We start from the raw sequence: 12,869 nt of genomic DNA, 5'->3' as shown, positions 1-12,869 counted from the left end.
AGCAGGCAATCAATGCGTATCGAAGAAACCGACGTCCTCGTGGTGGGGGCGGGGCCGTCCGGCCTGACCACCACCGCACTGCTCGCCAGGGACGGCATCTCGATGATCGCCGTCAACCGCTACCCCGGTACGGCGCACACCCCGCGTGCGCACATCACCAACCAGCGCGCGATGGAGGTCTTCCGCGACCTCGGCATCGAGGAGAAGGTGCTGGCCCGCGCGCTCCCGGCCGACCAGATGGGCAACAACGTCTGGGCCACCAGCGTCGCCGGGCGCGAGCTGGCCCGCAGCCACGCCTGGGGCACCGGTCCCGACCGGGCCGGCGACTACGCGAAGTCCAGCCCGTGCTCGATGACCAACATCGGCCAGCACGACCTCGAACCGATCCTGCGCGACCGCGCCCTCGAGCTCGGCGCCGATCTGCGCTTCAACACCGAGCTGGTCGCGATCAGCCAGGACGCCGACCGGGTCGAGGCCGAGGTCGTCGACCACACCACCGGCGAGCACTACCTGATCCGGGCGGCGTACGCCGTGGGCGCCGACGGTGGGCGCAGTGTCGTCGCCAGCCAGCTCGGCTTCCCCTTCGAGGGCGAGACCGGACTCGGCTCCGCGGTCAATGTCTGGATCGAGGCCGACCTGACCGAGCACCGGGCGCACCGGCCCGGGGCGCTCTTCTTCACCATCCAGCCCGGGCGCGACTTCTGGCTCGGCGCCGGCACCTTCGTCACCGTGCGGCCCTGGACCGAGTTCGTGCTGATCGTGGTCTACGACCCGGCCACCGAGCAGATCGACCTGAGCCACGACGCCCTGATCGAGCGGGCCCACAAGGTGATCGGCGACGACTCGGTCGAGGTGACCATCAAGGACGTCAGCGAGTGGCAGCTCAACCACGTGGTCGCGCTGGAATACCGCATGGGTCGCGCGTTCGTCATTGGCGACGCCGCACACCGTCACCCGCCGGCCAACGGGCTGGGCAGCAACACCTCGGTGCAGGACGGCTACAACTTGGCGTGGAAGCTGTCGCTGGTGGTGCGCGGCCTGGCCGACGACTCCCTGCTCGACAGCTACCACGACGAGCGCCAGCCGGTCGGCCGCCAGGTCGTCGACCGGGCACTGGCCAGCGTCGGCCTCGCAGGCTCGATCCCACCCGTGTTCGGTGTGGGTGCCGGGCAGTCCGACGAGGAGGGCCACGCCGCGCTCGACACGTTCTTCAGTGACTCCGACGAGGGCCGCGAGCGCCGAGCCGCCCTCGACCAGGCGATCGCTGCCAACGACCACCACTTCAACGCCAACGGCGTGGAGCTCGGCCAGCGCTACATGTCTGCGGCCGCGGTCACCGACGGCCAGCAGCAGCCGGCGTACGACAGGGACGCGGAGCTGTTCTACCACCAGACCACGTGGCCCGGCGCCTACCTGCCGCACCAGTGGCTGGCCCGGGAGGGCCGCCGGGTCTCCACTCTGGACCTGGCCGGTGGCGGAGTGTTCACCCTGCTCACCGGTATCGGGGGAGAGGCCTGGGCCAAGGCCGCCGTCGCCGTCTCCGCCGAGCTCGGCATCGAGATCCGCACCGCGGTCGTCGGTCGCGGGCAGGAGATCGACGACCCCTACGGTTCGTGGCGTACGGCCTCGGAGATCGAGGAGAACGGCGCCCTGCTGGTCCGGCCCGACCGCTACATCGGGTGGCGGGCTCCCACTCTCACCCCCGACCCCACGGCCAGCCTGCGGGCTGCGCTCGGGTCGATCGTCAACCGCTGACTTCGAGGAGACAGACATGGAATACGGACTACTGCTGCTGCGCCTGGTCGTGGGCGGGCTGATCCTGGCGCACGGCGCCCAGAAGGCGTTCGGTGCGTTCGGCGGCATGGGCCCCGGCGGCACCGCCCCGCTGTTCGAGCAGTGGGGCCTCCGTCCGGGGCGCACCCTGGTGCTGCTGGCCGCGGTCACCGAGATCACCGGGAGCCTGCTCGTGCTGCTCGGCCTCTTCACGCCGCTCGGCGCGGCGATGGTGCTCGGCACGCTGGTGGTCGCCTCGTCCGTCACCTGGGGCAACGGCCTCTGGGCGGTCAAGGGTGGCTACGAGCTCCCGCTGTTGTACGCCGCCGCGGCCGCCGTACTCGCCCTCACCGGACCGGGGCGCCTCTCGCTCGACCGCGCGCTCGACCTCACCAACCAGTACGGCGAGGCCACCGGCCTGCTCGCCATCGGAGTGGGCCTGGTCGCCGCGGCCTGTTTCATCACCTACGCCCGCAAGACCCTCAGTCGTTCCGTGACGGCATGACCACGGCCGACACCGCTCGCCATCCCCGGCTCGTCTGAGCCACCATCATGCCCAGGAGGAGAAAACACATGAGACTCGCCAACCTTTCAGGCCGTGCCGTGCTGGTCGCCGGAGACGCCGAGGCCCTCGACGTCCACAAGGCCAGCGACGGCCGCTTCGGCCCCGAGCTGCGCGGCATCTACGACAACTGGACCGACTTCGTGGGGTGGGCCGGGCAGGCCGGGCTCGACGGCGCCGAGCCGTTCGACGTGGCCGACCTCGGTGCCCCCTCGCCCGAGCCCCGCCAGATCTTCGCGATCGGGCTCAACTACTCCGCCCACGCCGCGGAGTCGGGCTTCGAGGCGCCCACCGACCTGCCGCCGGTCTTCCCGAAGTTCCAGAGCAGCCTGAGCGGCCCGGTCACCGAGGTCGTGCTGCCGGCCGGCGGCAACACCGACTGGGAGGTCGAGCTGGTCGCGGTGATCGGGCGCGAGGTCACCCGCGTCGCCGAGGCCGACGCCTGGGACGTCGTGGCCGGACTGACCGTCGGCAACGACATCTCCGAGCGCGTCGTCCAACTGCGCGGACCGGCCCCGCAGTTCGGACTGGGCAAGTCGTTCCCCGGGTTCTCGCCGACCGGACCGTGGCTGGTCACCACCGACGAGCTCGACGACCGCGACAACCTCACCCTGACCTGCACCCTGGACGACGAAGTGGTCCAGGACGGGCGCACCTCCGAGCTGATCATGTCGGTGCCCCGCCTGATCGCCGAGCTCACCAAGGTGGTCACCCTCTACCCCGGCGACCTGATCTTCACCGGTACGCCGGCCGGTGTCGGCGTCGGCCGCGAACCCCAGCTCTTCGTCGCCGCCGGGCAGACCCTGGTGTCCAGCATCGAGGGCATCGGTGAGCTGCGGCAGACCTTCGTTCCCGAGGAGACGCCATGAGCCTGCACGGACTCAGCCATGTCGTCATCGGCGTCCCCGACGTCGCGTCGACCGAGGCGTACTACACCGAGTTCGGCCTGACCAAGGGGCCCGACGGGCTCAGCACGCGTGACGGCGGACGCCAGCTGGCGCTGGTGCCGTCGCCGGTACGTCGTCTCGTCGAGCTCGGCGTGGCCGCCGACGACGTCGACGACCTGGCCCGCATCTCAGCGAACCTGCTGCGGCTCGGGGTGCCGGCCGACCTCGACGGCGACGAGCTGCTCACCCACGAGCCCGTGAGCGGGTTCGGGGTGAGGATCGCGGTGCGGCCACGCATCACCCAGGAGCGGCTCCCGGCCACGCCGTACAACGGGCCGGGGCGCATCGAGCGCCACGGCCGGGCTCCCGGCCTGGTCCGCACCGACCGGGTGCGCCCGCGCCGGCTCGGCCACGCGGTCGGCGGTACGACGGACCTGGCCGCCACGATGCGGTTCTTCATCGACGGGCTCGGTTTCAAGGTCTCCGACCACATCGGCGACAAGGGTGCCTTCCTGCGGTGCTCCAACGACCACCACAACTTCCTGGCCCTGCAGGCTCCGGTGAACTACCTGCACCACACGAGCTGGCAGGTCGACGACATCGACGACGTGGGCCGCGGTGCCTTCGCGATGCTGGAGGACAACCCGGAGCGCCACGTCTGGGGCCTGGGCCGGCACCACGCCGGCTCCAACTTCTTCTGGTACCTCAAGGATCCGGCCGGCAACTTCTCGGAGTACTTCTCCGACATGGACTGCATCCCCGAGGACGAGATCTGGGAGCCCGAGGTGCTCGAGGGCGCGAAGGGCCTGTTCAACTGGGGCCCGCCGCCGCCCCCGTCGTTCCTCAAGCCCGACGACCTCGCCGCCATGATGACCGGGGCGCACAGCACCGCCTGACCGGCGGCGCGCAACGGTCCGGTCTCAGTTGCCGGGTTCGCGCCACGCGGACGCCGCGAACTGACTACAGTCGGCAACGGCCCGACGTGGCCGCTGCTCCGGAGACGTTGAGCGGCGGTGAGGAGCCTCTCTCCTGGGAGGGAGCGGAGGGTAGGGCCGCTCGGCTTGCCGGGCGGCCCTATTGCAAGCCGGCCTGCAGTCGCGTGACCAGGTCGGGCTCGAGCGAGCCGTAGCCGGTCGACGCCCACGGCTCGGCGTCGGTCTCGAAGTAGTGCACCGGCTTGCCCCGGCGTACGACGTCGAGGATGTCGGGGGCCTTCTTCCTGCGCAGCGCGGTGAGGCAGTCGGGGCACAGCGGCACCTCGAGGGTGCGGCCCTGCCACTCGACGCGGCGCTCCTTGCCGGCTCGCCCGTGCAGCGGGTTGAGGTAGCAGGTGGGGCTCGGCGCCCAGGCCTTCCCTGCCCGGGCGGTCTCGAGTGCGTCCCTCCCGCGCCGGGTCAGCACGAGGGCACCGACCGCATCGAGCTCGTCGGGTTCTTCGGGGGTCAGCAGGCGGCGTACGGCGGCATAGTGGTCCAGTGCTGCCTGCCAGGCCTGCTGGTCGTCGCCGGGTGCGATCTCCAGCTCGTCGAGCTGCTCACCCAGCGCCTGCGACTCGTCGTGGGCGAGGGAGAGCGTCTCGCGGGCCCGGGCCGCGCGGATCTGTTTCAGGGCGGACTTCGGCAGCGGTGCCGGCTTCGCCTGCTTCCGGAACGAGACCGCGACCCGCCACGCCACGAACACGGCGACCAGCGCGACCACCACGGTGGTCAGGCCGCCGGGCAGCCACCCGTCGTCGTCCTCGCGCGGATTCTCCTCCCGGTAGTCCGCCGAGTGCTCGGCCAGCAGCTTGTCCTGCAGCTTCTCGACCCGCGCGGGGTCCATCGAGAGCAGCTCGATGGAGCGACTCATCGCCGACGGCACGTCCTGGTGCTCCTCCAGGTCGACCACCATCTCGATGGAGTAGTCGTTCAGCTCGCCATCGGGTTGGCCGGGAACGCCCCACTGGCGACCGTCGACCTCGACGCTCGAATAGTCCGTCGGCTCGAGGCGGGTGGTGGTGGAGAGGTAGATCCCGGGGTCGGGGAACTTGTCGTGCAGCCGGGTCAGCAGGTCCGAGGCCTTGCCGCCGTACGTGTCGTTGTCGCGCAGCGGCCACACCACGACGTACGTCGTGTGCTCGGCCGCGGTCACCTGGTGCTCCAGGTCGGCCTCGTCGGCCTTGCTCACCAGGCCGCGCAGCGACGGGTGCACGTAGACCCCGTCGGAGGCCAGCTCCTCGTGGATGCGGGTCAGGTCGTCGGCCATCGTGGTCTCCTCACCAGCGCCAGGTGCCGGGCAGTCGTCGCTTGGTCGTGCCCACGAACAGACCGTAGAGAGTGCCGATCCCGAGCAGGACGCCGACACCGATCAGTGCGCCCGCCATGATCCCGCCACTGACACCACCCCAGTAGTCGGACTCCGTGTCCCGCTCGGGCCACCGCACCTCGCCGTCGACCCGCTTGACCAGGCGCGGGAGGGTGACCGAGGGATCGCCGGCGAACTCGTCGTGTGGCGACATGGTCAGGTAGCCGTAGGGACCGAACGTGTTGATGTCGCCGTTCTCGGGGCCCTGCCAGATCAGGTAGACGCCGCGCTCACCGGACTCGGCCAACCCGGCTTCGAGCTGCTGGACCGTGTCGAAGCCGGAGGCACCGGCGTGGCGGGTGTCGGTCCACACCACCACCTTCACCGGGGTCTGCGCGGCCGCGACCGCCCGGGCCACCCTCTTCTCGCCGGCCCTGTCCAACATGTCGCGGGCGTCGGGTGCGACGTACACACCGTCGTCGGCCAGCCCGGCCAGGGCGTTCACCACACGGTCAGTGCGCGCCTCCGCCTTGAGTGGCTCGCCCTGCGCGGCCACGGCGTCGGCCCTCCGGTCGTGCAGCACCTGGGTGGCCAGTACGGCGGAGCCCGCGGCGAGCCCGGCGGCCACACCCAGCGACACGAGGCCACGAGTCACGCGGTTCATCGGGGCACCTGCTGCCACCAGTCGCCGCCGAGGGCGCCGAAGCCGGTCCTTGCCCACACCGTGGATCCCTCGTAGTAGGGCCGTCGGTTGCCCAGCCGGCCCTTCTCGTGGAGTGGCGCCAGCTCGGCGCCCTTCTCCAGCGCCCCGGCGCAGGCCCGGCAGACCGGCACGCTGGCACCGCCACCCAGCGGGGACTCGGTGTCGGCGGCTCCGTGGCGCGGGTCGACGTAGCAGCAGCGGTACTGGCCCTCGGACGTCTCGAGGGCATGCAGGCCGGTCTGTGCGAGCACGAGCGATCCGACCACCTCGAGCAGGCCGTCGGAGCTGGTGCGGGTCTCGGCACGCTCCAGGCATGCAGCGGCGGTGTCCCTGCGCCGCCAGTCGACGAGGTCGTCGGCCCGTCCGAGTGCTGCGGAAAGCTTCTTGGTCGCCGAGGAGGCCCGGGCCCGGGCGCGATCGAGTTCCTTGGCCGGGTCGGGCGCAGGTCGTGGCTTCCGCGACGAGGCGCTGGTGCCCTTGCCCGAACCCGGTCGGTGGGCGACTCCGCCGACGGCCTGGACCAGTCGGTACCCGACCACCGCGACACAGAGCGCCGTCACCGTGGCGACCACCGCGTAGAGCCCGGGGGTCGGCATCTCGGCGTTCTCGCCCACGGGGCTCCGGGTGCCCTGCCCCTGCCAGGTGGAGGTCGCATAGGCCTCGATCTGCTGGTCGGTCAGGGGATTCTCCATGTAGGTCCCGGGCAGTCCGGCGTTGACCACGTCGAGCACCAGGCCGGCCTCGACCACCGGCGTCGCGAAGCAGTCGCCGCACGAGTCCCGGATCGCGTCGGTGGCAGCCTCTCGGGCCTCCCTGACGGCGCCGGCCAGCATCAACTCGTCGTTGTCGACAGAAGGTGCGATGTCGCCGTAGACCGCCAGCGCAGTGTGTCCCACCTCCGAGGTCGAGACGAACCAGACGCCGTCCTCGCCCGAACGGGCGTGGAGGAGGGTCAGCAACTCCTCGGCGGTGTTGTCCGTGGTCAGCCCGGGTGGGGCCTTGGTCAGCACGATGTGCACCGGGACCGAGCTCTTGGCGGCCTTCGCGGTCAGCGCATCCAGGACGGCCTCGGTGTGGCCGTTGCCCATGACTTCCTCGACCAGGACGGGGTCGTGCTCGAGGTGGGCGACGATCTCGCCGACGGTGCCGGCGAAGTCGTCATCGACGCCCGAGACGGCCACGAGTCAGTCCTTGAGCTCGCAGATCACTTCGCCGTTGGTGACCGTGGCGCCGACCTCGGCGGTCAGGCCGGTGACCGTGCCGGCCTTGTGTGCCTTGAGTGGCTGCTCCATCTTCATCGCCTCGAGCACGACGACGACGTCGCCCTCGGCGACGGTGGCGCCTTCCTCGACGGCGACCTTGACGATGGTGCCCTGCATCGGGGAGGCGACCGCGTCACCGGAGACCGCGGAGCCGGACTTCTTGGCGGCTCGCTTCGGCTTCTTGGCTGCGCCCGCGCCGCCGGTGCTGAGGCCACCGAGACCGGCCGGGAGCACGACCTCGAGGCGCTTCCCGCCGACCTCGACGGTCACCCTCTGGCGCTCGCCGGCCTCTTCGGCCTCGGCGGTGCCGCCGGCGTACGGCGTGATCTGGTTGTCGAAGTCGGTCTCGATCCAGGTGGTGTAGACCGTGAACTCGCCCTCGCCGGACGGGGTCGAGGCGCCGACCCAGGCCGGGTCGTTCACGATCACCTCGTGGAAGGTGATCGCGGTCGGCATGCCGTCGACCTCGAACTCGGAGAGCGCGCGGCGCGAGCGCTCGATCGCCTGCGTGCGGTCCTTCCCCGTCACGATCAGCTTGGCCACGAGCGAGTCGAAGTTGCCCGGGATCGTCTCACCGTTGATGTAGCCGGAGTCGAGGCGGACACCGGGGCCGGCGGGCGGCAGCCAGGCGGTCAGGGTGCCGGGGGCCGGCATGAAGTTGTTGCCGCCGTCCTCGGCGTTGATGCGGAACTCGATCGAGTGGCCGCGGATCTCGGGGTCGTCGTAGCCGAGCTCCTCACCGGCGGCGATGCGGAACATCTCGCGCACCAGGTCGATGCCGGTGACCTCTTCGGAGACACAGTGCTCGACCTGCAGGCGGGTGTTGACCTCGAGGAACGAGATGGTGCCGTCGGCGGCGACGAGGAACTCGCAGGTGCCGGCACCGACGTAGCCGGCCTCCTTGAGGATCGCCTTGGAGGAGTCGTAGAGGCGCTTGACCTGCTCGTCGGTCAGGAACGGCGCGGGGGCCTCCTCGACGAGCTTCTGGTGACGACGCTGCAGGGAGCAGTCGCGGGTCGACACGACCACGACGTTGCCGTGCTGGTCGGCCAGGCACTGGGTCTCGACGTGGCGCGGCTTGTCGAGGAACTTCTCGACCAGGCACTCACCCCGGCCGAAGGCGCTGATCGCCTCGCGCACGGCGGATTCGTAGAGCTCGGGGATCTCCTCGAGCGTGCGGGCCACCTTCAGGCCGCGGCCACCGCCGCCGAAGACTGCCTTGATGGCGACCGGCAGGCCGTGCTCCTTGGCGAACCCGACGATCTCGTCGGCGTCCTTGACGGCGTCCTTGAGGCCCGGGGCGAGGGGAGCCCCGGCGGCGAGGGCGATCTGCTTGGCCTTGGCCTTGTCGCCGAGGCCCTCGATCGCCTCGGGGGAGGGGCCGATCCAGATCAGGCCGGCGTCGATCACGGCCTGTGCGAACTCGGCGTTCTCGGCGAGGAAGCCGTAGCCCGGGTGCACGGAGTCGGCGCCGGTCTCGGCCGCGACCTTGATGATCTTGGCGATGTCGAGGTAGGTCTCGGCGGGAGTGGCGCCACCGAGGGCGTGGGCCTCGTCGGCCAGGCGGACGAACTGGGCGTCACGGTCGGGGTCGGCGTAGACGGCGACCGAGCCGATTCCGGCGTCCTTGCAGGCGCGGATCACGCGCACGGCGATCTCGCCACGGTTGGCGATGAGGACCTTCTGCAACGGCTTGACCTCGGGCACGGACACTCCTCTGGTGATGAATTGCGAGGGCGCACCGATCGTGCACCCGTCGTGGAGTCTAAGGCCCTCCGGTGGTACTCAGTTCCGGGGTTCCGGTCTCTGGTCTGTGGAGAACGCCACTCCCGTTGTCGGGTGCACGGCTCAGGGCGAGAACTCGTTGAAGAACTCGGCCCACCAGCCCGGTCGGCCCACGGGCCCGAGAGTCGAGCCGGCGAGCACGATGGCCAGTTCGTCGTGGGCATCGGGTGCGGGCACCCCGTGGCGCACGACGTAGTTGGGCGCTGCGTCGGCGGTCGCGCCCCAGCCGAAACCCTTCCGCCGCAGCGTGGTCCGCCGTACGCCGTCGTGCACCAGGGCGGTACGGCGCCGGCCGAGGTGCCGCACCTCGTACTTGCGGCCGGCAATGGTCAACGTGCCGTGTCGACGGGCTCTCCGCCAACCGCCGTCCCTGCCGTTCCACAACTCGACCGGAGTTCCGTCGGCCATCGTGAAGTGCACCGCGGGGGCACCGCCGCGGATCCGGCCCCGTCCCTGCATCCACAGGGCGGCGTCGACGCCATCACTGAGTGACGAGCGCATCGTGGCGAAGAAGCCACTCCCGCGACGCTGCTCGGGCACGTCGTACGGCGCGATCTCGCCGGCGACCGCGCCGTCGGGCCGGATGAGCACGAGGGTGATGCGGGCGTCGTCGTAGGCCACCCGCCACGGTGGGGGCTGCTGCCAGCCGGATGCGTTCATGCCGGCACCATGCCCACCGGGCTCACAGGCGAACCAGGTCTTCGCGGCACCTGGCCTCGATCGCGGCGAGGTCGTCGAGGGTGGCGTCGATGTCGCGGCGCTGAGCCTCCAGGTGCTGGCGTCGTACGTCGCACTGCTCGATGAGGTACTCCAGCTGCCCGGCCTCGCCCGGGGGCTCGTCGTACATGTTCACGATCACGGCGATCTCGTCGAGCGAGAACCCGACCCGCTTGCCGCGCAGGATCAGCTCGAGCCGGATCCGGTCGCGTTGGTGGTACTCCCGCACGGTGCCGGCGCGCACCGGATGAAGCAGGCCGAGGTCCTCGTAGTGGCGCAGCGTGCGCAACGTGACGGCGTACTCGTCGGCCAGCTGCCGGATCGTCCAGGTCGTCACGGTGGTCCTTTCGGTGTCGGTGTTTTCGGTGGTCGAGTGCCGCCGAGGTACCAGGCGGTGTGGGTGTTTTCGGTGGTCGAGTGCCGCCGAGGTACGAGGCGGTGTATCGAGACCTTGCTTTACGTCAACGTAAGCGTAGGACCATGGTGTCGTACGTCGACCACAATGAAGAGGTAGTCATGTCGTTCGAGTTGTCCCGTGAGCACGAAGAGTTCCGCCGGTCCGTCCGCGACTTCGCGGAGGCCGAGATCGCCCCGCACGTCGCGCAGTGGGACCGCGACCACCACTTCCCGGTCGACGTCGTGCACAAGATGGGCGCGCTCGGCCTCTTCGGCCTGACCGCGCCCGAGGAGTACGGCGGCGCCGGGCTGGCCCCCGAGGACGGCCCGTTCACCTCGCTGTGCCTGGCCATCGAGGAGCTCGGCCGGGTCGACCAGTCGATGGGCATCACGCTCGAGGCCGGCGTCGGCCTCGGCATAAACCCGATCCTGACCTACGGCACCGACGCCCAGAAGGAGGAGTTCCTCCCGCCGCTGGTGGCCGGCGAGAAGCTCGCCGGCTTCGGCCTCACCGAGCCGGGCGCCGGCTCCGACGCGGGCGCGACCAAGACGAAGGCCGAGCTGGTCGGCGACGAGTGGGTGGTCAACGGCAGCAAGCAGTTCATCACCAACTCCGGCTCCGAGATCACCTCGCTGGTCACCGTCACCGCTCGCACCGGTACGCGCGACAACGGAAACGCCGAGATCAGCACGATCATCGTGCCGTCCGGCACGCCCGGCTTCACCGCCGAGAAGGCCTACGACAAGCTCGGCTGGCACATCTCCGACACCCACCCGCTCTCCTTCGAGGACGCGCACGTGCCGGCAGCCAACCTGCTCGGCGAGAAGGGCCGCGGCTTCGCGCAGTTCCTGGCCACCCTCGACGACGGCCGGGTCGCCATCGCCGCCCTCGCCGTCGGCCTGATCCAGGCCTGCCGCGACCTGTGCGTGGAATACGCACTGGAGCGCCAGACCATGGGAGGCCCGATCGGTCGCAAGCAGGGCGTGGCCTTCCAGATCGCCGACCTCGACGTCATGCTCCAGGCCGGTCGCCTGCTGACCTACAAGGCCGCGGCCATGAAGGACGCCGGCGCCCCGGTCAAGGAGTTCAAGCAGGCGGCCTCGATCGCCAAGCTCTACACCTCCGAGTCGGCGGTCACCGCGACCCGCATCGCCACCCAGGTCTTCGGCGGCTACGGCTTCATGGAGGAGTACCCGGTGGCCCGGTTCTACCGCGACGCGAAGATCCTCGAGATCGGCGAGGGCACCTCCGAGGTGCAGCGCATGCTGATCGCCCGTGGCCTCGGCCTGCCGGTGGAGTGACCACGTAGAAGAAATGGGCGGGGCTTCCCGGCTTCGGTCGAGTAGCCTCGCTTTTCATGGGTCCTCGCGCCAGGCGTCTCATTGACGAGACATTGCGCTTCCTTGCCGTCGGCGGGGCAGCGACGCTGGTGGCGTTCGTGCTCTTCAACTTCCTGGTGCACGGCGTCTACGTCACCGAGAAGCCGTGGCTGCACACCCATCCGACGCTCGCCTACGTCGTGGCCAACACGGTCGGCATGGCGATCAGCTACCGCGGCACGCGCAACTGGGCGTTCAAGAACCGGCAGACCGCACACGCGGACGGCGGCCGGTCGGCGTACGTCCTGATCAACGTGGTCACCATGGCCCTGCCCATCGGGTGCCTGTGGATCAGCCGCAACCTGCTCGACCAGGACTCGGCCTTCGCCGACAACATCGCCGCCAACGTGGTCGGGCTCGGCCTGGGCATGATGGCCCGGTTCTACCTGTTCCGCCAGGTGATCTTCAGCCAGAAGAACTACGCGCCGGCCACCCTCGCGGGCACCAACGCACTGCCGCTGCCGGGCAACTGCGTGGTGGCGCGCGGCAACCCGCGACGCGTCCTCGGTGTCACCGACGAAACCTCAACGGACCCAGAGGTCGATCCACGCATGCCCTAGCTCGGCCATCAGGTCGCGCAGCAGGGGCAGGCTGACGCCCACGACGGTGTGGTGGTCGCCCTCGATGCCGGTCACGAAGGCACCGCCGAGTCCGTCGATGGTGAACGCCCCCGCGACATGGAGGGGTTCACCGGTCGCGACGTACGCCGCGATCTCGTCGTCGCCGAGATCGGCGAAGTGCACGGTCGTCGACGCGGTGGCCGCGGCGACCCTGCCGTTGGCGACGTCGTGCAGCGAGTGTCCGCTGTGGAGCACGCCGCTGCGGCCGCGCATCAGCTGCCAGCGCGTGGTGGCCTCCTCGGGCGAGGCCGGCTTGCCGTAGGCCTCACCGTCGATCTCGAGCACCGAGTCGCAGCCCAGGACGAGGCCCTCACCCGTCACGCGGGCTGCGACGGCAGCCGCCTTCAGCTCGGCGAGCTGCAGTGCGAGCTCGCCCGGCGGGATGCCGACCACCTGCGACTCGTCGACGCCCGAGACGATCACCTCGGGCTCGACGCCGGCGCTGCGCAGGGTGGCCAGACGTGCGGGGGAGGCCGAGGCCAGGACCAGTCGTGTCGTCAT

General features: G+C 70.4%; 13 protein-coding genes. 6 read left to right on the top strand and 7 right to left on the bottom strand.

Annotated elements, in window-relative coordinates; translation table 11 throughout:
- Window positions 1-12: 12 nt before the first annotated feature.
- From ASH02_RS12640 to ASH02_RS12625, 4 genes are all read left to right on the top strand, one after another.
- Entirely contained in the window at window positions 13-1,755 is a 1,743-nt protein-coding gene (locus tag ASH02_RS12640) for an FAD-dependent monooxygenase (protein WP_057294854.1), read from the top strand.
- Window positions 1,756-1,771: 16 nt separating this feature from the next.
- On the top strand, window positions 1,772-2,278 hold the full coding sequence (locus ASH02_RS12635) for a DoxX family protein (protein ID WP_056681582.1): 507 nt from the start codon (window positions 1,772-1,774) through the stop codon (window positions 2,276-2,278).
- Between the two features lie 68 nt (window positions 2,279-2,346).
- Window positions 2,347-3,204, top strand: coding sequence for a fumarylacetoacetate hydrolase family protein (locus ASH02_RS12630; RefSeq protein ID WP_056681581.1), 858 nt, complete (start codon window positions 2,347-2,349; stop codon window positions 3,202-3,204).
- Window positions 3,201-4,118 carry a VOC family protein gene (locus ASH02_RS12625; protein ID WP_056681580.1) on the top strand — a complete coding sequence of 306 codons (918 nt, stop codon included), beginning with the start codon at window positions 3,201-3,203 and terminating at the stop codon, window positions 4,116-4,118. Before ASH02_RS12630 ends, ASH02_RS12625 begins: the two co-directional genes overlap by 4 nt.
- A 178-nt stretch (window positions 4,119-4,296) precedes the next feature.
- Here the strand turns inward: ASH02_RS12625 and ASH02_RS12620 are convergent, their stop codons facing one another.
- The 6 genes from ASH02_RS12620 to ASH02_RS12595 form a co-directional block, all read right to left on the bottom strand.
- Window positions 4,297-5,466: a hypothetical protein gene (locus ASH02_RS12620; protein WP_057294853.1), complete on the bottom strand. Its 1,170-nt coding sequence runs from the start codon at window positions 5,464-5,466 to the stop codon at window positions 4,297-4,299.
- A 10-nt stretch (window positions 5,467-5,476) separates the two neighbouring features.
- The gene (locus ASH02_RS12615) at window positions 5,477-6,169 is read right to left on the bottom strand and encodes a hypothetical protein (RefSeq protein ID WP_056681578.1); all 693 of its coding nucleotides are present in this window, start codon (window positions 6,167-6,169) and stop codon (window positions 5,477-5,479) included.
- Complete coding sequence (locus ASH02_RS12610) at window positions 6,166-7,389, bottom strand: hypothetical protein (RefSeq protein ID WP_056681577.1); 1,224 nt, start codon at window positions 7,387-7,389, stop codon at window positions 6,166-6,168. Before ASH02_RS12610 ends, ASH02_RS12615 begins: the two co-directional genes overlap by 4 nt.
- Window positions 7,390-7,392: 3 nt before the next feature.
- Window positions 7,393-9,177, bottom strand: a complete 1,785-nt coding sequence (locus ASH02_RS12605; RefSeq protein WP_056681576.1) for an acetyl/propionyl/methylcrotonyl-CoA carboxylase subunit alpha — start codon at window positions 9,175-9,177, stop codon at window positions 7,393-7,395.
- 141 nt (window positions 9,178-9,318) lie between these two features.
- Complete coding sequence (locus tag ASH02_RS12600; RefSeq protein ID WP_156409761.1) at window positions 9,319-9,915, bottom strand: hypothetical protein; 597 nt, start codon at window positions 9,913-9,915, stop codon at window positions 9,319-9,321.
- Window positions 9,916-9,937: 22 nt separating this feature from the next.
- Window positions 9,938-10,309: a MerR family transcriptional regulator gene (locus ASH02_RS12595; protein WP_057294851.1), complete on the bottom strand. Its 372-nt coding sequence runs from the start codon at window positions 10,307-10,309 to the stop codon at window positions 9,938-9,940.
- Between the two features lie 179 nt (window positions 10,310-10,488).
- Here ASH02_RS12595 and ASH02_RS12590 point away from each other — a divergent pair, with 179 nt between their 5' ends.
- Entirely contained in the window at window positions 10,489-11,670 is a 1,182-nt protein-coding gene (locus tag ASH02_RS12590; protein WP_056890545.1) for an acyl-CoA dehydrogenase family protein, read from the top strand.
- Between the two features lie 56 nt (window positions 11,671-11,726).
- Complete coding sequence (locus ASH02_RS12585) at window positions 11,727-12,308, top strand: GtrA family protein (protein ID WP_082563797.1); 582 nt, start codon at window positions 11,727-11,729, stop codon at window positions 12,306-12,308.
- Here ASH02_RS12585 and ASH02_RS12580 read toward each other — a convergent pair.
- Entirely contained in the window at window positions 12,273-12,869 is a 597-nt protein-coding gene (locus ASH02_RS12580) for a Maf family protein (RefSeq protein ID WP_056681572.1), read from the bottom strand. The genes ASH02_RS12585 and ASH02_RS12580 overlap by 36 nt on opposite strands.

Origin of the sequence: Nocardioides sp. Soil796, from assembly GCF_001429525.1 — a bacterium.
Classification (GTDB): domain Bacteria; phylum Actinomycetota; class Actinomycetes; order Propionibacteriales; family Nocardioidaceae; genus Nocardioides.
This window is presented reverse-complemented; position numbering and strand designations above follow the sequence as displayed.